The 20,166-nt window shown below is 58.0% G+C and carries 19 protein-coding genes; 10 read left to right on the plus strand and 9 right to left on the minus strand.

Features of this window, described 5'->3' with window-relative positions; all coding sequences use genetic code 11:
- The first annotated feature begins 2 nt into the window (after window positions 1–2).
- Genes QML71_RS04090 through QML71_RS04105 form a run of 4 tightly spaced genes read left to right on the plus strand, consistent with a single transcriptional unit; the run spans window position 3 to window position 1,880 of the window.
- Window positions 3–155 carry a CcmD family protein gene (locus QML71_RS04090; RefSeq protein WP_282010631.1) on the plus strand — a complete coding sequence of 51 codons (153 nt, stop codon included), beginning with the start codon at window positions 3–5 and terminating at the stop codon, window positions 153–155.
- The gene (gene ccsA / locus QML71_RS04095) at window positions 148–867 is read left to right on the plus strand and encodes a cytochrome c biogenesis protein CcsA (protein ID WP_282010632.1); all 720 of its coding nucleotides are present in this window, start codon (window positions 148–150) and stop codon (window positions 865–867) included. The genes QML71_RS04090 and ccsA overlap by 8 nt, the downstream gene beginning before the upstream one ends.
- Entirely contained in the window at window positions 824–1,426 is a 603-nt protein-coding gene (locus QML71_RS04100; protein ID WP_282010633.1) for a peroxiredoxin family protein, read from the plus strand. Before ccsA ends, QML71_RS04100 begins: the two co-directional genes overlap by 44 nt.
- A 40-nt stretch (window positions 1,427–1,466) precedes the next feature.
- Window positions 1,467–1,880, plus strand: coding sequence for a nuclear transport factor 2 family protein (locus QML71_RS04105; protein WP_282010634.1), 414 nt, complete (start codon window positions 1,467–1,469; stop codon window positions 1,878–1,880).
- 9 nt (window positions 1,881–1,889) lie between these two features.
- Here QML71_RS04105 and QML71_RS04110 read toward each other — a convergent pair whose 3' ends face one another.
- Genes QML71_RS04110 through QML71_RS04120 form a run of 3 tightly spaced genes read right to left on the minus strand, consistent with a single transcriptional unit; the run spans window position 1,890 to window position 4,445 of the window.
- The gene (locus QML71_RS04110) at window positions 1,890–2,861 is read right to left on the minus strand and encodes an ABC transporter ATP-binding protein (RefSeq protein WP_282010635.1); all 972 of its coding nucleotides are present in this window, start codon (window positions 2,859–2,861) and stop codon (window positions 1,890–1,892) included.
- 3 nt (window positions 2,862–2,864) lie between these two features.
- Complete coding sequence (locus QML71_RS04115; RefSeq protein ID WP_282010636.1) at window positions 2,865–3,848, minus strand: ABC transporter ATP-binding protein; 984 nt, start codon at window positions 3,846–3,848, stop codon at window positions 2,865–2,867.
- 42 nt (window positions 3,849–3,890) lie between these two features.
- Window positions 3,891–4,445, minus strand: a complete 555-nt coding sequence (locus QML71_RS04120) for a sunset domain-containing protein (RefSeq protein ID WP_282010637.1) — start codon at window positions 4,443–4,445, stop codon at window positions 3,891–3,893.
- Window positions 4,446–4,610: 165 nt separating this feature from the next.
- On the opposite strand from QML71_RS04120, the gene QML71_RS04125 reads away from it, so the two are divergent.
- Together QML71_RS04125 and QML71_RS04130 are read left to right on the plus strand one after the other, a co-directional pair.
- Entirely contained in the window at window positions 4,611–5,375 is a 765-nt protein-coding gene (locus QML71_RS04125; RefSeq protein WP_282010638.1) for an exodeoxyribonuclease III, read from the plus strand.
- 98 nt (window positions 5,376–5,473) lie between these two features.
- Window positions 5,474–8,401 (plus strand): insulinase family protein, encoded by a 2,928-nt coding sequence (locus QML71_RS04130; protein ID WP_282010639.1) that lies wholly within the window; start codon window positions 5,474–5,476, stop codon window positions 8,399–8,401.
- Window positions 8,402–8,413: 12 nt separating this feature from the next.
- On the opposite strand, the gene tpx is transcribed toward QML71_RS04130, so the two are convergent.
- From tpx to QML71_RS04145, 3 genes are all read right to left on the minus strand, one after another.
- Entirely contained in the window at window positions 8,414–8,998 is a 585-nt protein-coding gene (gene tpx, locus QML71_RS04135) for a thiol peroxidase (protein ID WP_282010640.1), read from the minus strand.
- Window positions 8,999–9,096: 98 nt separating this feature from the next.
- Window positions 9,097–11,475 carry an endonuclease MutS2 gene (locus QML71_RS04140; protein WP_282010641.1) on the minus strand — a complete coding sequence of 793 codons (2,379 nt, stop codon included), beginning with the start codon at window positions 11,473–11,475 and terminating at the stop codon, window positions 9,097–9,099.
- Window positions 11,472–12,815, minus strand: coding sequence for a carboxylesterase family protein (locus QML71_RS04145; RefSeq protein WP_282010642.1), 1,344 nt, complete (start codon window positions 12,813–12,815; stop codon window positions 11,472–11,474). Before QML71_RS04145 ends, QML71_RS04140 begins: the two co-directional genes overlap by 4 nt.
- Before the next feature lie 155 nt (window positions 12,816–12,970).
- On the opposite strand from QML71_RS04145, the gene QML71_RS04150 reads away from it, so the two are divergent.
- Window positions 12,971–13,729, plus strand: coding sequence for a SprT-like domain-containing protein (locus tag QML71_RS04150; protein WP_282010643.1), 759 nt, complete (start codon window positions 12,971–12,973; stop codon window positions 13,727–13,729).
- Window positions 13,730–13,761: 32 nt separating this feature from the next.
- Here QML71_RS04150 and QML71_RS04155 read toward each other — a convergent pair whose 3' ends face one another.
- Window positions 13,762–16,191, minus strand: a complete 2,430-nt coding sequence (locus QML71_RS04155) for an ATP-binding protein (protein ID WP_282010644.1) — start codon at window positions 16,189–16,191, stop codon at window positions 13,762–13,764.
- A gap of 306 nt (window positions 16,192–16,497) precedes the next feature.
- On the opposite strand from QML71_RS04155, the gene QML71_RS04160 reads away from it, so the two are divergent.
- From QML71_RS04160 to proC, 3 genes are all read left to right on the plus strand, one after another.
- On the plus strand, window positions 16,498–16,893 hold the full coding sequence (locus QML71_RS04160; RefSeq protein WP_282010645.1) for a response regulator: 396 nt from the start codon (window positions 16,498–16,500) through the stop codon (window positions 16,891–16,893).
- A 149-nt stretch (window positions 16,894–17,042) separates the two neighbouring features.
- Window positions 17,043–17,738: a YggS family pyridoxal phosphate-dependent enzyme gene (locus tag QML71_RS04165; protein ID WP_282010646.1), complete on the plus strand. Its 696-nt coding sequence runs from the start codon at window positions 17,043–17,045 to the stop codon at window positions 17,736–17,738.
- 51 nt (window positions 17,739–17,789) lie between these two features.
- A complete protein-coding gene (gene proC / locus QML71_RS04170; protein ID WP_282010647.1) occupies window positions 17,790–18,656 on the plus strand; it encodes a pyrroline-5-carboxylate reductase in 867 nt (288 codons plus the stop codon).
- 288 nt (window positions 18,657–18,944) lie between these two features.
- On the opposite strand, the gene QML71_RS04175 is transcribed toward proC, so the two are convergent.
- Together QML71_RS04175 and larE are read right to left on the minus strand one after the other, a co-directional pair.
- On the minus strand, window positions 18,945–19,178 hold the full coding sequence (locus tag QML71_RS04175; protein ID WP_282010648.1) for a hypothetical protein: 234 nt from the start codon (window positions 19,176–19,178) through the stop codon (window positions 18,945–18,947).
- An 18-nt stretch (window positions 19,179–19,196) separates the two neighbouring features.
- Window positions 19,197–20,003, minus strand: a complete 807-nt coding sequence (gene larE / locus QML71_RS04180; RefSeq protein WP_282010649.1) for an ATP-dependent sacrificial sulfur transferase LarE — start codon at window positions 20,001–20,003, stop codon at window positions 19,197–19,199.
- Window positions 20,004–20,166 lie beyond the last annotated feature (163 nt).

Below are 20,166 nucleotides of genomic sequence, written 5' to 3' on the forward strand. Positions count from 1 at the left end.
GAATGGACAACCTGGGATTTTTGTTTGCCGCCAACCTGTTCGTGTGGGGCGGCATACTCGTTTACGTGTTCACTCTCATGAAGCGCAACCGTTCCCTGAAGGCGGACCTGGACCTGCTGAATGAAACCCTCAACAAGGACAAGCGGAATGACTGACCGTGACGAGGCCGCATCCGAAAACGGCGGCAACGGCGGCGTCCTGCTGGCGTTGACGCTGGGGGCTGTGGTGGCGATGCTGGTGGCCATTTTTATCTATGTGCCGACCGAGGCCACCGAGGGCGTGGTGCAGCGCATCATGTATTTTCATATCCCGTCGGCGTGGATCGCGTTCTTCGCGTTCTTCGTGGTGTTCCTGTGCAGCATTCTGTTCTTATGGAAAGGGGATCGCGAATGGGATATCTACGCGCATGCTTCGGCGGAAGTGGGCGTGCTGTTCTGTTCGCTGGTGCTCATCACCGGACCCATCTGGGCCAAACCCATCTGGGGCACCTGGTGGGTATGGGATGCGCGGTTGACCTCGACCTTGGTGCTGTGGCTGATTTATGTGGCGTACCTGATGCTGCGCGTGCAGACCGATGCCGGATCCACTCGCGCCAAGTACGCGGCGGTGGTCGGCATCGTCGGGTTTCTCGACATTCCCCTGATTCATTTCTCGGTCCTGTGGTGGCGGACGTTCCATCCCAAACCCAAGATGATCACGCCCGAAGGATTTGGCGCCGGCATGGACACGCCCATGATCATCACGCTGATGGTCGCGCTCGGTGCGTTCACTCTTTTATATTTTCTATTGATGTCGCAGCGCGTGGCCATCGAACGGATGAAAGATGAAGTCGATCGACTCAAAAAAGAAAAGCTCTACTCTCATTAAGAAGTATGCTGCGATCTATGTGGTGTTGTTCATCGGCGCACTGATGCTGTTCGTCAGCCATTATTATGAAACGCCGGTGACGACGGAGGACGTGCAGGTCGCTTCCGTGCACACGCAAGAACGTTCCGCGGTGGGCTACATGGCGCCCGGTTTCACCGTGCGCAACCTGGATGGCAACCGCATCAGCCTTGAAGATTATAAGGGCCAGGTGGTGGTGCTCAACCTGTGGGCGACGTGGTGTGGCCCTTGCCGAATCGAGATGCCCGGATTTGAAAATCTGTACCGGCGCTTCCGTTCCGAAGGATTGACCATCCTCGCGGTCAGTCTGGACAAGGACAACGATCAGAAAGTCCGCGACTTCGTGAAGGAATACAAGCTGTCGTTCCCGGTGGTGCTGGACCCGCAGCAGAAGGTGGAAAGCCGGTACAACACGTTCACCATTCCGACCACGTATGTCATCGACCGGGAAGGGCGGATCGTCGCGGTGGTGGATGGCGCGAAGAACTGGGAATCGCGGGAAACCTTCGACGCGCTCGAACTCCTGTTAAAAAAATCCTGAAATCCGGGGCTCCGGTCCCACGCCTTCAACGGTTCGCATTATGGAAACCAACGCCCTGATTCTGGAAGCCAACAACGCATTTTACGAGGCTTTCAACAAACAGGATCTGGACGCAATGAAGGCCCTGTGGCAGGACGATGGGGCGGCGGTGTGCATCCATCCCGGCTGGCCGGTGCTGCGCGGCTATACGCCGATCATCCAGAGTTGGAAGGACATCTTCGACAACACCGACCACATGGAAATCCGATTGAGCGATGTGGGCGTGTTGGTGACGGGTGATCTGGCGTGGGTCGGTTGTCAGGAAAACCTGTTTTCCATTCACATGGCCGGTGTGCAGACCTCGCACGTGCACGCCACCAACCTGTTCCGCTCGGTGAACGGTGCATGGAAAATGATTCTGCACCACGCCGCCTCGGTGCCGCCACGCTCCCAGCCTGGTGGCGAAGAACGCTAGTCCCCTCCATCACGTCCGCAGGTGACACGCCACCCAGTGGCCGGGCGCGACTTCCTTCAACTCCGGCACTTCCGTTTCGCAACGCGCTTCCTTGATCGGGCAGCGGGTGTGGAAGGCGCATCCCGCAGGCGGCGCCGACGCGCTGGGCACATCGCCGGCGACGATTTTCTTTTTTTGCGAACGCACACCATCCATTTTCGGAATGGCTTCCAGCAGTGCTTCGGTGTAGGGGTGCCGCGGCGCGGCGTACAACGCATCGCTCGCGGCCAGCTCGACGATCTTGCCGAGATACATCACCGCCACCCGGTCGCAGAACGTTTCCACCACCCCCATGTCGTGCGAAATGAACAGGTAGGACAAGCCCATTTCATTTTGCAGATCCTGCATCAGATTCAGAATTTGCGCCTTGATCGATACGTCGAGTGCCGATACCGGTTCGTCGGCGACAATGAAGCGCGGCTTCAGCGCCACGGCACGGGCGATGCCGATGCGCTGCCGTTGGCCACCGCTGAACGCGTGCGGATACCGGCTGGCGTCGTCCGGCGACAACCCCACCTTGCCGAGCAGTTCCGCCACCCGCTCCGGATAGTCCGTAGGGGTGCCAACGTTGTGGATGCGAAACGGTTCCTCCAGAATGCGGCCCACAGTCATGCGCGGATTCAGCGATGCATAGGGGTCCTGAAACACCACCTGCATGTCTCGGCGCAACGGCACCATCCCGGTGTGCGACAGTTGGGTGATGTCGCGGTCGTCGAACAGGATGCGCCCGGCGGTCGCATCCAGCAACCGCAGGATGGTGCGTCCCGCCGTCGATTTGCCGCAGCCGCTCTCGCCCACCAGCCCCAGCGTGCTGTGCCGGGGAATGGAAAACGAAATGCCGTCCACGGCGCGCACGCCGCCGGGAAAGGTTTTTTTCAGGTTTTCCACTACGAGCAACGGCCTGTTGCGGGTGGTGGTGAAGTGGGCTGCGGAATCGTTCATGGTTCAGTCATTGGGAAACCAGCAGGACACCTTGTGTCCGGGTTCGATGTCTTCCAGCATGGGTTTCTCGGTTTCACATTTTTTCTGCGCCGACGGACAGCGCGGATGAAACGGACAGCCGCCGGGCAAAGCACCCGGCGCCGGGACGTTGCCTTTCATTTCGTGAAAACGTTGGTGCGCGGACTTGGCACCCGGACGCGGGATCGACTGGATCAATCCGAGCGTGTAAGGATGACGCGGTTTCCGGAACAGGTCGCGCACCGGCCCGCTTTCAACAATTTCTCCGGCGTACATGATGAGCACGCGCTGGGCGATGTTGGCGACCAGGCCGAGGTCGTGCGTGATCATCAATACGGACATCTGACGCTGTTGCTTGATCTGATCGAGCAAGTCGAGGATCTGCGCCTGCACCAGCACGTCCAGCGCCGTGGTCGGTTCGTCCGCGATCAGCAGACTGGGATCGCACGAAAGCGCCATGGCGATCATGGCGCGTTGCCGCTGGCCGCCGCTCAGCTCGTGCGGGTAACGTTTCCATTGGGTCTGCGGTGCGGGGATGTCCACCTGCCGCAGCAGTTCGATCATCTGATCGCGGGTTTCCCCGGCAGTGAGGGATTTGTGAGCGCGCAGGGTTTCCATGATCTGTTCGCCCACAGTGAGCACCGGGTTCAGGGACGTCATCGGTTCCTGAAACACCATGCCGATGTCGTTGCCGCGGATGCGGCGCAGGCCGGGAGCGTCCAGTTGCAACAGATCGCGTCCGCGGAACAAAACGTTTCCGGATACAATGCGCCCCGGCGGTTCCGGGATGAGGCGCAGGATGGACAGGGCGCTCACGGTTTTGCCGCTGCCCGACTCGCCCACGACCGCCAGCGTTTCTCCCGATGCCAGTTGGTAACTGATGCCGTTGACGGCGGGCACCTCGCCTCCGTGGGTGCGGAACGTCACTTTGAGATTTCGAATTTCGAGTTCCGGTGTGGCTGGGGTCATGGGTCCGGGATGAAAGGTGTCAGGGAGATGGGCGCTATCCGGTCACTCGCTGTCACGCAGGGATTTGCGCCAGCCGGCCGCCTGGGCTTCCGCTTCACTGCAAAACCAACGCTCGCCGCGCGATGCATCGACAAAGGTTTTGTCATACCATTCGGTTTCCGGCAGGTGATAGATCATTTCCTGCCGGTCGTTGATGTTGCCTTTGATGTCGCACACGCGGACGGGAGGCGATTGCTCGTCTCTGGTCACCCACTTGCCGACAACGCCGACGGCCACCACCAACGCGACCGTGAGCAGGATCAACCTGCCTCGGCGGCGGGGACGGGGTTGATCGACGACGGTTTCTCTTTCGGCTTCGTCGTCTTCCTCCCCGTCTTCGCGCAGAAAGGGGAGGCGGATGATTTTTTCTCCCAGTGCGCGCAGGGTTTTTTGCTGCTCCTTCATGCTGACGCGTGACTTGGGGTCGTCCATCAATTGATGGTGAAACTCCCGGATCAGGTCGCGCAGCATTTCCTGGACGCCGGGGTCGCCGTGCTTCAGGATCTGCTCGAGTTTTTGTTGCAGTTCGCGGGTGTGGTCGTTTTTGGAATCGTTCATGGTTTATCTGAGTGTGGATGAAATTCCCCGTCACCCAATTCTAATTCCTGCGGGCGTATTTGCAAACCGGGAAAACACCGGTCGGCGCCTCTATCTTGAACCGGATGCCGATTTTGGATATGCTTGACCCCTTTCATGAACCTGGTCTGAAAGCACATACTTAATATGTTGATTTACAGTTGGAACGTCAATGGCATTCGTGCCGTGGCCAAAAAAGGTTTTCCCGAATGGATGGAATCGGCCGCCCCGGATGTGGTGTGCCTGCAGGAAACCAAGGCGCACCCGGAGCAGGTGCCGCCGGAGGTGGCCTACCCGGCAGGCTATGAGGCCTACTGGTGCCCAGCCCAGCGCAAGGGATACAGCGGCGTCGCCGTGTTTTCCAAAATCAAGCCCAGGCAGGTGCATTACGGCATGGGCCTCGAGCGGTTCGACAGCGAGGGCCGCTACCTGCGGCTGGAGTTCCCCAAATTCGACCTGCTCACGGTCTATTTTCCCAATGGCACCAGCGGCGACGAGCGGCTTCAGTACAAGATGGAATTTTACGACGCGTTTCTGGAACATTGCGAAGCGCTCCGTAAAAAGGAGAAGAAAAAGCTGGTGATCTGTGGTGACGTGAACACCGCACACAAACCGATCGACCTTAAAAATCCGAAACAAAACGCAAAGAACTCCGGGTTTCTGCCCATGGAGCGCGCCTGGGTGGATACGTTCGTCGAGCACGGTTACGTGGACACGTTTCGGGAATTTTGCCAGGAGCCGGACCGGTACACCTGGTGGACCTACCGCGCCAACGCGCGGCCCCGGAACATTGGCTGGCGTATCGACTATTTTTTCGTCACCCGCGACCTGCTTCCCAAAGTCAAAAAATCCTTTATCACACCGGAAGTTTTGGGTTCCGATCACTGCCCGATCGGACTCGAAATCGTTTGACGCAGAAATCTGTCTGCACCTGTGATACTCTGGACAGCAATAAGAATCGGACCCTCACCGGGCCCCAGGCGGCCCGTTTTTATTAGAAAGGATCATTCATGAGTTTCGAAGTGGATCGCTCCTACCACGGCTTCAAGCTGGTAAAACAGGAAAAATTGAAGGAATTGAACTCGCTCGCCCTCCAGTTCGAGCACGAAAAAACCGGAGCCGAACTGCTGGTTTTGGAAAACGACGACGACAATAAGGTGTTCAGCGCCACCTTCCGCACGCCGCCTTTCAATGACACCGGCGTGGCGCACATCCTCGAACACAGCGTGCTGTGCGGTTCCAAAAAATTCCCCATTAAGGAACCGTTCGTCGAACTTATGAAGGGCAGCCTGCAAACCTTTTTGAATGCCATGACCTTTCCGGACAAAACCATGTATCCGGTGGCCAGCCGCAACCGCAAGGATTTTTTCAACCTGATGACGGTGTACCTCGACGCGGTGTTTCATCCGAATATCACCGAGGACACGTTCAAACAGGAAGGCTGGCATTACGAACTCGACGCACCGGAAGGCGACATCACCTACAAGGGCGTGGTGTACAACGAGATGAAGGGCGTGTTCTCCAATCCGGAAAGCGTGCTCGACCGCCATCTGGCGCACTCGCTGTTTCCCAAGACGGCTTACGGTTATGAGTCCGGCGGCGATCCGGTAAAAATTCCGCAACTGACGTATGACGAGTTCAAGGAATTTCATCGCAAGTATTACCACCCGACCAACAGCCGCCTGTTCATTTACGGCGACGGCGACACCGATGCGTACCTCAAATATTTGAACGAGGAATACCTCGGCCATTTCGACCGCCTGGAAGTGGATTCGCACATCGGTTTGCAGCGGCGTTTCAGCAAGCCCAAATGGAAGGATGTTCCCTACACGATTTCCAAAAACGAATCGGTGGAAAAGAAAACCTACGTCGTGGTCGGAATGAAACTGGGTAAATCCTCTGACTACGAACACTGCCTGGCGATGGAGATTTTGAGCCATATCCTGCTCGGCAACGCCGCCGCGCCGTTGCGCAAGGCCTTGCTGCAATCCAACCTGGGAACCGAAGTCATCGGCGGCGGCTTCGACGACAACCGCGCCGAGACCCTGTTCGCTGTCGGCATGAAGGGCGCGGAGCGCGAAGATGCGCAGAAGATCCTCGACCTTGCCTTTGCCACGCTGAAAGATCTGGCGGAAAACGGCATCGATGCAAACCAGATCATGGCATCGGTCAACACCATCGACTTCAAGCTGCGCGAAGCCAACTTTGGCGGATTTCCCAAGGGCATCGTGTACAACATTCAGGCTTTGGGATCGTGGTTGTACGACGCGGACCCGATGGGGCATCTCAAATACGAAAAGTTGATGAAAAAAATCAAAAAGAAGATGACCGAGGGTTATTTCGAAGACCTCATTCGCAAGCACCTGTTGGACAACAAGCACCGCAGCGTACTGGTGCTTTATCCCAAACCGGGATTGGGGGAACGGCATGAGGCGAAGCTGCGCAAAGAGCTGCGCCAGCTCAAGGCGAATCTTTCCGACAAGGACATCGAAAACCTGATTCAGGAAACCAAGGCACTCCAGGAAATGCAGATGGCGCCGGATTCCCCGGAAGCGTTGGCCACCTTGCCGCGCATGCACCTGAACGACGTGGAAAAAAAGGTGCCGTCCTTCCCCTGCGAGGTGAAACGAAAAAGCAGCCCGACTGTGCTGTTTCACGACCTGTTCACCAACAACATCGCGTACACGCAGATGTGTTTCAACACCGCCGCGGTGCCGCAGAAGCAGATTCAATATTTATCGCTGCTGGGGCGGATCATTCTGGGGATGGGCACGAAGAAACGCGATTACGTGGAGATGTCGCAGCAGATCGGCATTCATACCGGCGGCATTTCGTCCTCACATTACACGTCCGTCGGGTTTCAGGACCGCAACCGCCTGATGTCGTATATGAATTTCAGCGGTACGGTGTTGATGGAAAAACTTGACGCCTTGTACGACCTGTACGCCGAGTTGTTCACCGAACGCGATTTCAGCAACACCAGCCGGCTGGTCGAGATCATCCGCAGCGCCAAGGCCAACATGGAAGCGTCCATCGTGCCGCATGGCAACCAATACGTTCTGTCGCGCATGCAGGCCTATTATTCGCAGCTGGGCCAGTTCGACGAGTGGACGGACGGCATCACTTATTATCGTTTTCTGGAAGACCTGAATGAGCGCGTTCAGGACGATGCGGAAGGCGTGGCGGAGGAATTCCGCCAGGTGGCGGACAAGGTGCTCACCCGCGACAACCTGCTGATCAACATCACTTCCCCGGCCAAGGATTTTTCGCGCATCGACAAGAAAACGAATCACCTGGTGGACCTGCTGCCGAACGCCTCCCTGCCTGCCGCGCACTATGAGTTCGAGCCGCCTCCCCGCAATGAAGGGTTTTTGACCAGCAGCACGGTGCAGTATGTCGGCAAGGGCGCCAACCTGTATGAGATGGGATACACGTACTCCGGTACGTTCGAGGTGGTCAAGGCGCTGTTGCGCACGGCGTTTCTATGGGACCGCATCCGCGTTCAGGGCGGGGCCTACGGCAGCATGATCAATTTCGATCTGTACACCGGCGACCTCGGACTGGTGTCGTACCGCGATCCCAATCTCAGTGAAACGCTGGACGTGTACGATGAGATCGGCGACTTCCTCGCCAACCTCGACCTGCCCGGCGAAGAATTGGAGAAGATCATCATCGGTTGCATCGGGCGCATGGACCCGCCGCTGACTCCGGATCGCAAAGGCTCGATCTCCCGCGCCGAGTACATGACCGGCATGACGCAGGAGTTCAAGGAAAAGCGGCTGGACGAGTTGATGGCGACCACGCTGGACGATGTGCGCGGCTACGCCGACCTGTTCCACGAAGTGAAAGAGAAGGGCGCGGTGTGCGTGCTCGGCAACGCCGCACGCATCAAAAAAGATGCGTCGCGCTTCGACCATCTGGTCGATGTGTTCAAATGACCGGCCTGTGATTTACGTCAGCGAGCGGGCCGTGTCGAACGCGCGTTCCATGTCCGGCAACTGACCGAGGTCCGGCACCACTTCCATGTAACGGATGACGCCGTCCTTGTCCAGCACCAGCACGGCACGGGCCAGCAGACGGTTTTCATCGATCAACAGACCGCTGGACTTGCCGAAGGTGGCTTCGCGGTAATCGGACAGAAACAGAATGTTGTGGATGTTCGCCTCGTTGGCAAACCGTTTCTGCGCGAACGGCAGGTCGCGGCTGATGGTCACGAGCCGCGCGGTTTCATCCAACCCCTTGTTTTCCTCACTCAAAATGTGCGTCTGCTTCTCGCAGACTTTGGTGTCGATGGACGGCACGATGCTGACGATCGTCACCTTTCCCTTGAACGCGTCTTGAAGGTTCACCATGCCGAGTCCGGTGTCGGGCAGTTGCACGTCCGGCAGCGGTTGGTTGATCTTCAGCGGTTCTCCGGTCAGCGTCAACGGCTTGCCCCCCATGGTGACATTGAAGGTGATCCCGGCCTGGAGAGACGTTGCCAGCAGCGCTGCGGTGATGAATGAAAACAAAATCAGTGAGATTGTTTTTTTCATGATGGATGCCTCGCAAAAGTTGGTGAAAAAGAGTGTGGTTTTGGGCTTAAAGTTGGGATGCCTTCCCGCCATCCGGAGGTTCGGAAAAAGTTTTAATTTTAAAATGTGACGATGGTTGCGCCGTCGCCGCCCTCGTGGCGCTCGCCGGGAGCGAACTCTTTGCCGATGCCGCTGGATGCCAGGTAATCGCGCACCGCCTGTTTGATCTTGCCCATACCGTGACCGTGGACGATGGTCACCTTGGCCAGTTTGTTGACCACCGCCTGACTGAGGAACAGCTCCAGCGCTTCCGTCGCCTCTTCCACGCGCATGCCGCGCAGATCGAGCGTGGTGCGGGGATGCGACTGCGACTCGGTTTCGATCTTGATCGGCGCGGACGCTTGCGGTTTTGCGGAGGGCGAACGCCGGACGTGTCCCCGCAAGCGTTTGGTTTCGACCACGGTGGTCAGGTTGCCCAGGCGCACGCGCACCCGGTCTTTTTTCTCTGGGTTTTCCAGCAGCACGCCGCAGGCATTGTAATCTTCGACCAGAATCTCATCGCCTTCCCGCAACCGGTCCGGCGGCACGTCCCAGCCGTTGCGGTCGGGACCGCTTTCTGCCAGCGGTGTGTGGCCGATGTGGCGCACCTGTTTTTCCGCCTTGCGCAGCGTGGGCAGATCGCGGCTTTGGCGCACGCCTTCGATCAGGGTGCGCAGTTCGCGTTTGGCATCGCGCACGTAATTCTGGATGCGTTTCGCCTTGGTTTTGGCATACTCCTTTTCCTGTGCGCGCAGCGTATCCGTCAACTGCTGCTGCTCGCGTTTGAGCGCTTCGGTGGTTTCCCGGTCGCGGGAGACACCGGCTTTTTCATTTTCAAGGTCGAGTTTTTGCCGGTTGAGTTCCTGCAATAGTTGTTCGGCGCGCCGGTCCTTTTCCGCGTAGATGCGGCGGGCGCGGTCGATGGTTTCCCTAGGCAGGCCGAGCCGCTGCGCCGTTTCCAGTGCCGCGCTGTCTCCGGGCACGCCGAACACCAGCCGGTACGTTGGAGACAGCTTGTCGATATCGAATTCCATGCAGGCGTTCAAAAACCCTTCCTGCGTTTGCGCCAGTGTCTTCAGTGCCAGAAAATGTGTGGACACGAGCGTGGTGAAATTGCGCGCCTTCATCTCCAGAAGGATGGCTTCCGCCAGCGCCGCGCCCTCCTGAGGGTCGGTGGCGATGCCCAACTCGTCGAGCAGGATCAAGGCGCCGGATGCAGCGCGGTCGAGGATGTGGATGATCTTTTTGATGTGGCCGGAAAAGGTGGACAGGCTGAGTTCGATGTTCTGCTCGTCGCCGATGTCGGCGTACACTTCCGGAAAGAAACGCATCGCCGAGCGCGGAGCCACCGGCAGGAACAACCCGCAGCGCGCCATCAAGGCCATGACGCCGACGGTTTTCAGTGTCACCGTTTTGCCACCGGTGTTGGGGCCGGAAATGATGATGATGCGTTTCTCCGGGCTCCAGGCGATGTCGTTGGCGACCACGGCGGTGTCGTTCAGAATCAGTTCCGGATTGCGCGCCTGATTGAGCGTGAGGGGACCGTCCTCGTGCAGGGTGTAGGGGTGCGCGTCCATGCGCCGGGCCAGCCGGGCGCGGGCGTGGATGCCGTCGAGCGCTACCAGTTGGTGTTGGTTGAGGCGCAGGGTGTTCTCATGTTCCTTGATCTGCAACGCCAGGGTTTCGAGGATGCGTATGCGTTCCCGCTGCACGGTGAGGCGCGCCAGTTTGACCTGGTTGTTGAGCGTCACCACCTGCGTCGGTTCCATGAACACCGTCTGGCCGCTGCCGGAGGTGTCGTGCACGATGCCCTCGATGCGTGAGCGCAAATCGGTGCGCACCGGCACCACCAGCCGCCCATCGCGCTCCGTGAAATACGAATCCTGCAACGCGTCCTTGTAGGTCGAACTCGCCATCAATTTGTTCAACGTCGATTCCAGGTTGTCGCGGGCGCGCGCCGCGTCGCGCACCGCCTGCTTCAATTCCGGCGAGGCGTCGTCCTTGATCTCGCCGTCGTCATCGATGCAGCGCTCGATCTCGCGGATCAACTCCGGCACCGGTTCCAGTTGCGCCGCGTAAGGCGCGAGGTGAGGAATCGATTCCTGTTTGCCGAGGTAGCGTTTGAGATCGCGGACCAATCGCAGCATCGCCGCCACCTGCAAACAGTCTTCGGCCTCGACCAGCAGGCGTTCGCGCATGGAAACGAGGGCCGGGGTCAGATCGGAGAAAGTACGCAGCGGCAAGGCCTCTACCGTGTGGAACAGCGCTACCATCTCCGTGGTTTCCGCCAGCCAGCGTTGCGCGGTTTCGATATCGGAGGTCGGCGTTTGGGCGATCAACTGCGAGCGGGTGAGGGCGGACATCGCCTGTTCCGCCAGGGCGCGTTGAATCCATTCCCAGCCGAGCAGGGCCATGGACTGGTTCAGTGTGATGTCAGATGTGGAGTCCTGCGGGTTCATGGCAGTGCGGCAAACTGGACCTTTTCTTCCAGATTGATGTTGATACGGGCGTCGAACAACATGTGCGGGTCCCAGCGTTGCTTGAAGCCGGAGAGCAGGACTTCAAGGTCGGGTTCCACCTTTTCGTGGAAGCTGACCCGTTGCGGACCGGTCTCGAACTTGCCGTCCTGTTCTTTCAATTCCTGAAACGTGACCAGGATTTTTTTGTCGAAGTCCACCTGCTCCGCACTCAGGTACACCTCGTGTTCGAGCAGATTCTTGGCCACGATCTCGAACAGGTTCGGTTCCTTGTGCACGGCGAGCAGGGTGGTGATGGTGCCGTCGCGGATGTTCATGGATTCTTTTTCCGGCCCGGGCAATTGCAGCGCGGCCATGCGGACGCCGCGCGTCACCTGCACCCAGCTGATGTTGTCGAGGTGGTTGCCTTCACGCACCATGCGCAGGATGTTGGGATGCGGATCGCGCTGCTGTGTTTTCAACCACGCCACCAGTCCGGGCACCTCCGACTCCGGCAGGAAATGTCCGCCATGCGCCAGGCCCTGTTCCCGGTGTTCGTGGTATTCGAGCGGGTATTTCAAATCGTTCAGGATGGTGCGGATGCGGCGGCTGTACTGGATCGGGAAAATCGGGTCCTGCGTGCCCTGAATGCTGTAGATGGGCGTGTTCTTCAGGTTGACCAGGAAATTCAGGTAGCGATCGGTGATGGCTCCGGCGATGGGAACGATGCCGGCGAAGCGGTCCGGATAAAACATGCCGATCATGTATGCGCCGATGGCGCCATTGGACAGGCCGGCGAGGAACACGCGGTTGTGATCCACCGGGTACTGGCGCTTGGTGTTCTGGATCAGGCCGAACAGCATCTCTTCCGCTTTCAACGACCACCATGCGCCCGCCGGGTAGCTGGGGCAGAGGATGATGAAGTCTTCATGCTTGAGGCGTGGCAGCCAGCTCTGGAGAGTGCGGTCGCCGCTGCCCCCCATGCCGTGCAGGATGACAACCAACGGATAGTCGCGTCCCGGCTCCAGCGTTTCCGGCGCGTACAGGGCGTAAGGGTAGGACGAGCCGCCGTTGGAGATTTCGAGATCCGTGTGCAGGCCGGGGGCGCCGCCTTTCCCGCGCGCTTTTTGTTTCAGGTATTGCTTGATGACCGCGTGCGAGGTGTCATTGGTTTTGAGCCGGGTCAGCGCCTGCTGTTCCACTTCCGGGTCGGAGGTGGACAGGTACAGGTTCACGTCGCCTTCCACATCGTAAGACGGCGGCATCACCTGCGGCGCCTTGGGCGGGGGCACACAGGCCATCACCAAGGCGGTCATTAAAATGCCGATCAAAACAGGTCGCATACTCTGATCTTGACACAAATCCGGGTGTCAAGTAAAGGTCGGGAAGGGATCGGTTGCCGAGAAAAAAGTATTGATTTTAAACGAAAAGCTCAATACTATTTTGAATAGTGACGGATGTCCAACCCATTCTTCAACACGTTCTTTCGCCTACCCTTATGACCGCAATCGCAACGCACACTCCGACGCACACCATCAAACCCGGCACCGTGGTTCTGGGAGAAGGCCGGTTTTCCAGCGCCGAGGCCTACCGCGCCCTGTTCCGCGTGAAAAAAGCCGGCTTCGAGTTTCTCGGCCAGGTGAATGTGCAACTGGACGCGGACGGCGTCCGCTTCGAAATGTTCAACGCCAACTACTTCGAGCTGTTTGAAGCCGAGCCCGAAGCGGTGATGGAAACGCTGGCGCGGCACGTGCTGAACCAGGTGCTGGGACGCGACACGCTCAACGACCGATTCCGCGACATCATTCATTCCCGGCTGGAAGAATCGATTCTGCAACCGCTCGTTGCCGAGGAAGAGCCGGAAGCGGAGACCGATCCGCGCGACTTGCAGGGCATTCTGGAGCGGCTGAACGCAGAGTATTTCGGCGGGCAGGTGGACGCGGTCATCGAGTGGTCCAAAGAAACGAAACTCACCAACCGCCGTTCCGTGCGGTTCGGATCTTACGATTCCAAAAAGAAACTGATCCGCATCCATCCCCGGTTGAAACAGGATTTTGTTCCGGTATCGGTGCTGGAGTTGACCGTGTTTCACGAGATGTGCCATCAGGCCGTTCCGCCGGTGCGCGGCAACGGTCAGTGGAAAAGTCATCACAAAGCATTCAAGGCCAGGGAAAAAGAGTACAAGCACTACAGGGAAGCGATGCAGTGGGAAAAGAAACACTGGGCCAAGCTGCTCGCCCCCTCCCCATCCGAATAGATTTCCTTCACTCCAGACAACAACGCTTCGAATCAGGCATGCGGCTCGCTCTGCGGCGGTGATGCTGTGGCGTCCACCTGTGACGAAGCTGTGGGCAGGGTGATGATGAAGGTGGTGCCTTTACCGGGCTGCGATTTCACATCGATGCGGCCGCCGTATTTTTCCACCACTTTGTGAACGATGTTGAGCCCCAACCCGGTGCCGGACCCCTGCTCCTTGGTGGTGAAAAAGGGATCGAATATGCGGGTCAGGTGCTCTTCGGCAATGCCGGGGCCGGTGTCGCGGACGGAGATCATGATGTTGTCGTTCTGCAGGAAGGTTTTCAGCGTGAGTGTGCCTTTGCCTTCCATGGCCTGCACGGCGTTGCGCACGATATTGAGAAACACCTGTTGAATTTCTTCCGGCTTGGCGTTCAATTTCGGCAACTCCCCGTAGTGCTTTTCCAGTGCAATGTCATCCGAGTACGATGCGAGCAGCGCGATATCGAGGGCGGCTTCAATGCGCTCGTTGAGGTCCACCACCTGGTCCTCATCCTTTTCACTGGTGCGTGCGTAACCGGACATGTTGAGGATCACGTTGGACATATGCCGGGAGCGGTCCAGCACCTTCTGCGCGTAGGATTTGATTTTCGGCTCGCTGGAGTTGTCGAGAATGGCCTCGGTGTAGCCCATGATGGAATACAGCGGGTTGTTCATCTCGTGGGCGATGCCAGCGGTGAGCGTGCCCAGGCCTGATAACTTGTCCGCCTGAGTCAACTGGTCGAGCAGTTTCTTTTCCTCTGTGATGTTTTTCATGATGAGGCCGATGCGCCGTCCTTCCTTTTCCTTGAATTTCATTTCAAAAAACTGGTAGGCAAAAAACAGGTCACCCAGCTTGATCGTCGGTTGCCATTCCTTCTGATGAGCGGTGGCGGGTGCCAGTGGGTCCTTGGCGCGGTAGGCGTCGCGTTGCGTCTGGTGCAGTGTGGGAGGTTGCCCGGTGCTGTAACTGGTCAGCTCCATCGCCAGGAATGTCCACTCCTCGTGTTGTTTCATCGGCACATCCTGCAAACGTTTGCCGACATAGTCCGCGTGCTTGAGACCCGCGATTTTTTCAAACGCAGGGTTGGCGTACTCGATTTGCAGGTTGGCGTCGAAGATCAGAATGGATTCCGGCACGCTCATCAGGATGCTTTCGGTGTATTCCCGCAGGTAGATCACTTCCCGGCTCTTGGCCTCCACCTGCTGTTCGAGTCCGGTAAACGTCTTACGCAGCAACGCATTCATGGTGTTGATTTCATCCGCGAGCAGTTCGATTTCATCACCGGTCTTGATATTCAACGGTTTCACCGCTTCGCCGCGACCGATGGATTCCGCCGTTTTCTGAAGTTCGCGGATGGGACGCACGATGCGGTTGGCGCCGATCGATCCCATGGCCGCAATCAGCAGGATGGATACGAAGCCTGCCGCCGCCATCCAGATGCGCAACTTCCGGGTGGGGGCGAACAGTTCTTCCGATGACTGCCAAGCGAAGGTATAAAGCCGCGGGCTTCCGCTGTTGACCACGATCTGGTTGGTGGCCGCAAGGGGGGAGTAACCGATGATGGACAGCCGGTCGCTGCCGTGGCCATCGCTCTGGGTTTCCACCCAGTTGGCTACGGGGCCCGTCACACTCTGTACCAGATCGGGTTCGGTCAACTGATGGCCGGTGGGCAGGATCGGGCAATCCAGCACCACGCCGTTGGAATTGATCAGCATCACGTGCCCGGTCTGACCGAACAGGATGTTTTCAATGGAAGGAGAATAGAAAGTTTTGGCCGAGTACAACCGGTGCAAAACCCCCATACGGGTTTGGTCGCGGGTGCGGATGGGAACGGCGATTTCGAACAGGTAGTTGTTGAGCTTCTTGTCGAAAATCAGTCCGCTCAGCACACGGGACAGACCCTGTTCCATCACGCCTCTCCAGGAGGCGCGCTCGCGGTTGTCGCGGTCCGGGTAATCGTTGATGGTGGCGACCAGGTTGCCGGAGGCATCGGTCACGAACAGGGCTTCCGTCGAATCGACCGAACTCAGGTCGTCGCGCAGGAAATTTTTCAAAACGCGGCTGGCCCCGTTTTCAAGAATCTCTTCGTAGGTGGGAGGCGGCTCGATCAGACTCTTCAGAGAATCGGCGGGTCCGGGCGAGGTGGCCTTGTTCTGTTCCTTGACGTTGATGATCAAGGTGGGGTGTGAGGACCAGTGCCGCATTTTCTGGAATTCGTCTTTGAGCAGCAGGTCGATCTTGGTCGAGGTTTCGTAGGCCAACGCTTGGAAGCTGGAGCCGATGACCTGCGTCAGCGATTCGTTGCCCTGGAAAAACGACCACATCATCGCCAGCACCAGCGGAATCGTCCCGACACCGATGACCATGCCGATCAGTTTTGTCTTCAGGCCGGAATGCACCCGGGTGCGTTTTTTGGCCGATGGTGCGCTGGCAACATTCATAAGGAAGAGGGATGCCGGCAAAAGCCTGAGCCCGCCGATGGATGCCTGGCACCGTGACCCCGAATCCCTTCGATTTCAACCTCTTTGGAAGCCAGTCGGAACGGTGCCCTTCTGCATTTTTAATATAGGGCCTCCATGGGGAATTTTCACATTTTTCCCCAAATAAAGTGGCTGGAACCGGACCGGCGGCTTATTTTTAATGCTGAAGTGTCGAAGGCCGTAAAGGGGGAACCGCACGGCCGCCGCTTTCTCTCTGAAATTCCAAAACAGAGGAAGCGATCCCAAATTACCCGATTGGAGGGACCTATGGTTACCGGAAAAGTTTTGGTCATTGATGACGAACAGGATGTCCGGGATGTCATTCGTTTGCAACTGGAACAGCACGGGCTGCATGTGCTGGAAGCGGAAAATGGAGAAGAAGCGATCAAGATTCTCCATTCTGAAAACAACCTGGTGAATATCGGGGTGATTCTGTGTGACATTCGCATGCCCAAAATCAACGGCATCGAAGCGATCGATTACCTCAAGAAGAACGCGCCAGGCATTCCCGTCGTGGTGATCACCGGTTATCCGGATACAGAGTTGGCCGTTGGTTTGTTGAAGAAGGGGGTCAAGGACTATCTGGTGAAACCTGTTGAGAAAGAGAAGCTGTTTCAGGTGGTGGATGATATCATCGCCGCCGGTAAGGATTTTGACTTCTGATTGGTTGCCCGCATTTCAGGAAAAAAGGGCTTTGTGGCCGCAAGGTTGCAAAGCCTTTTTTTTTCGATTACATTGCAAAAGGCGCCCAACCGCGCCGGATACACCCATCCGTAGCTCTTTTCCCCCTTTGCAGTCGGCCCGGCTTTCTAATGAGCACCCTCTCGGACAACCTGGAATCGATTTGCCAGCGCATACGCAATGCAGCCCTCAAGGCGGGGCGCGATCCGGAGTCGGTGCGTCTGGTGGCGGTCAGTAAAACGGTGCCGGAAGACCGCATCCAGGAGGCGCAAGCGGCGGGGGTTCACGTGTTCGGCGAGAACAAGGTGCAGGAAGCGCTGCGTAAAATCGAGCAGCTTGGGCACGATGGTTACGGCTGGCATTTCATCGGACATTTGCAGAAAAATAAAGTAAAGTATGTATCCGGTCAGTTCGAACGGGTGCACTCGGTGGACAGTGCGGGCCTTGCCGAAAAGTTGAGCGCACAGAGCCAGGAGCAGGGCGTGGTCACGGCCGTTCTGGTTCAGGTGAACGTTTCCGGAGAAGCGTCCAAATTCGGCGTCGAGCCGGATGCCCTGGAAGACCTTCTGATGAAGGCCGGGCATTTACCGGGGATCGCAGTAAAAGGCTTGATGACGATTCCGCCGTTCAGTGAGAATGCGGAAGCGTCGCGCAAATACTTTGCCGCCCTGCGCGCGATGCGCGACCGCTTGCAGGCCAGGAACCTTCCCGGTATTTCGCTGGACGAGTTGTCGATGGGCATGTCCCACGATTTCGAAATCGCCATCGAAGAAGGCGCGACCTGGGTGCGTGTCGGCACAGCCCTGTTCGGCCAACGCGTCCAATAAAAATACATTTCATTTTGAATTGAAACTGGAAACACAACGAGGAGGGGTGCGGTGCTGACCCACAAACGCATTGGATTCATCGGCGGCGGCAACATGGCGGAGGCCATGATCAAGGGACTGCTGTCCGCGTCGTTCATCGAAGCGAAGAACATCATCGCCTCGGACGTGGTCGCCGAACGTCTGGAATACCTGAAGCATGAATTCAAGATCAAGACCACCACGGACAATCATGAACTGGTGCAGAAAAGCGACATCGTCATCCTGGCGGTCAAGCCGCAGGCGATGAAAGCCGTGTGCACCTCCATCCACGAAGTGGTGGATGAAAAAAAACTGGTGATCTCCGTTGCGGCGGGCGTGCCCATCCACACCATCGAGTCGTTGTTGAATCCGGAGGCCGACAAGAAGGTGGGCGTGGTGCGCACCATGCCCAACACCCCGGCCTTGGTGCAGTCCGGCGTCACCGCGCTGTCCGCCAGCGATCATGTGAGCAAAACCGATCTCAAGGTGGCGCACCGCATCTTTGAAGCCGTCGGCCGCACGGTGGATGTGCCGGAAGCGCAGCTCGACGCGGTGACGGGGTTGAGCGGCAGCGGACCGGCGTACATTTTCATGATCATCGAAGCCTTGTCGGATGCCGGCGTCAAGATGGGATTGTCGCGCGACGTGTCGAACATCCTCACCCTGCAGACGGTGCTGGGTTCGGCCAAACTGGCGCAGGACAGCGGACGCCATCCGGGGCAATTGAAGGACATGGTGTGTTCGCCCGGCGGCACCACCATCTCCGGCCTGCACACGCTGGAAAAAGGCGGACTGCGCACCACTCTGATCAATGCGGTGGAAGCGGCGACACAGCGGTCGATCGAGCTGGGCCAGAACGCCGAGAAGAACAATTCGCAGAATGGAAACGACTCTCAATAAGCTGCGCCCATTCCGGAAAATTCCGCGCCCCGCCCGTGGTTTTCGCTCCTGGAACCGTTGACGCAAAGGCAAGGCGATACCATATTAGTATTGGAAGGCGGCAAGGTCGGCTTCCATACAACCGGCGATTCAGCTGGAAGAAAACCCGAGCAACTGGGTGTGAAGACAAAAAAGAGGAATCGCGACCGGTTGTATGCCAACCGGGGTAGGCAAGTAAGAAAAGGTTGGCCTACCCCGCGGCGGCGGGGAGTCTTTCTGGGATGAAGGGAATGTCCAGAAAGGCTTTTTTTATTTGGCGCGGAACTTCTGCACTTCGCCCCAGCCCGCCAGCCCCAGTCCGAGAAACATCAGCCACACCGGGTGCAGCACTTTTTCCGGATCCTTGAACATGAGGATGAGCATGATGATCACGGAAGACATGGCGAGAATGATTCCCCAGTACAGTTTTTCCTGCCCTTTGATGAACAGGTCGGGGTTCTTCAGTTCTTTCCTGACTTCGGGTCGCAATTGAAAGTTAAACATGGCGGGGGAGGACTCCGTTCAACGCAGGACTTCGTTCAGGCTTCCGGAGCGGAAACCGAGGATATCGACGGTGACGTATTGAAATCCGAGTTCGCGGAAACGGGTTTCGATGCGGCGCGCCTGTTGCGGGTCCAGCAGCATCGGCAGGTCGTCCTGCGGCACTTCGATGCGGGCGACGTCGCCATGATGCCGCACCCGGAGTTGGCGGAATCCCAGGCCGATCAGAAAATCTTCCGCCTGTTCGATCATTCCCAGTTTTTCCCGCGTCACCTCCTGCCCATACGGCACGCGCGAAGCGAGGCAGGCCATCGCCGGCTTGTCCCACGTGGGCAGGCCCAGTTGTTGCGACAAGTCGCGCACGTCCTGCTTGCTAAGCCCTGAGTCGGACAGCGGACTGATCACCTGCGCCTCGTCCGCCGCCACCAGTCCTGGACGGTGATCCCCCAGATCGTCGGTGTTGGTGCCATTCAGAATGTAAGGAATCCTGCGTTCGGCGGCAACGCGTTTCAGATGGCCGTACAATTCCGATTTGCAGAAGTAACAGCGGTTCGCCGGGTTGGCGGTGTAGTCGGGCGAATGGATTTCCGCCGTGTCGAGGATCACATGTTCCGCGCCGATGTGCGCGGCCAAGTCCCGCGATGCATTCAGTTCGCGTTCGGGCACGCTCGGCGAGCGGCCGGTGACGGCCAGTGCGCGTTCGCCCAGCTCGGCGTGTGCCACGGCGAGCACCAGTGTGCTGTCCACGCCGCCGGAAAACGCCACAAGGGCTCCCGGCATGGCGCCGATCTGCGCACGCAGTTGGTTGTGTTTGTCCTGTAAGGTCATCGTTCGGAGGGTCCGCACGCCGACATGGCATGTTCACTGCTTACAACTTACCATGTCCACGGAACAAAAAAAAGATCCGGGAACAGGGGGGTGATTCCCGGATCTCTTAAGAAGGAGGTAAAACCAGATTGATTAGCTGCTACACGTCATTATAAAACTCGCA

The sequence above is a fragment of the Nitrospina watsonii genome, assembly GCF_946900835.1.
GTDB classification, from domain to species: domain Bacteria; phylum Nitrospinota; class Nitrospinia; order Nitrospinales; family Nitrospinaceae; genus Nitrospina; species Nitrospina watsonii.